The sequence below is a fragment of the Pseudomonas meliae genome, from assembly GCF_001400515.1.
In the GTDB taxonomy this organism is placed as follows: Bacteria; Pseudomonadota; Gammaproteobacteria; order Pseudomonadales; family Pseudomonadaceae; genus Aquipseudomonas; species Aquipseudomonas amygdali.
Window position 1 is genome coordinate 1 of the sequence record NZ_LJQT01000406.1, and the last position, 282, is coordinate 282.

Genomic DNA, 282 nt, shown 5'->3' on the forward strand with positions numbered 1-282 from the left:
GCCGGTGCTGCCGGTGCCGACATTGCCGGGATGGGTGATTCGGCAGCGGTAGGCGCCACGTCGCTTAAGAAATCTGCACTGACCATTGCTCAGTTTGTCGGTGTGATCTTTGTGATCGGTGGGCTGGTCGCGGCCAAGAACAAGAAAGACAACCCGCAGATCAAAATCGGCGCGATCGTCGCGTCCATCCTGTTCGGGGTATGCCTGGTGGTTGTGCCTGAAATCATCAAGCGCTCACAAGCGCAGGTCGGCCTGGCACCCGTGGATGTGGGCTAAGCCAAC

General features: G+C 59.2%; 1 protein-coding gene. It reads left to right on the top strand.

Annotation, left to right across the window (positions count from 1 at the left end):
• The coding region (locus ALO64_RS18630; RefSeq protein ID WP_054991779.1) for a DUF6750 family protein at positions 1–276 on the top strand (276 nt) is incomplete at its 5' end.
• Positions 277–282: the final 6 nt, after the last annotated feature.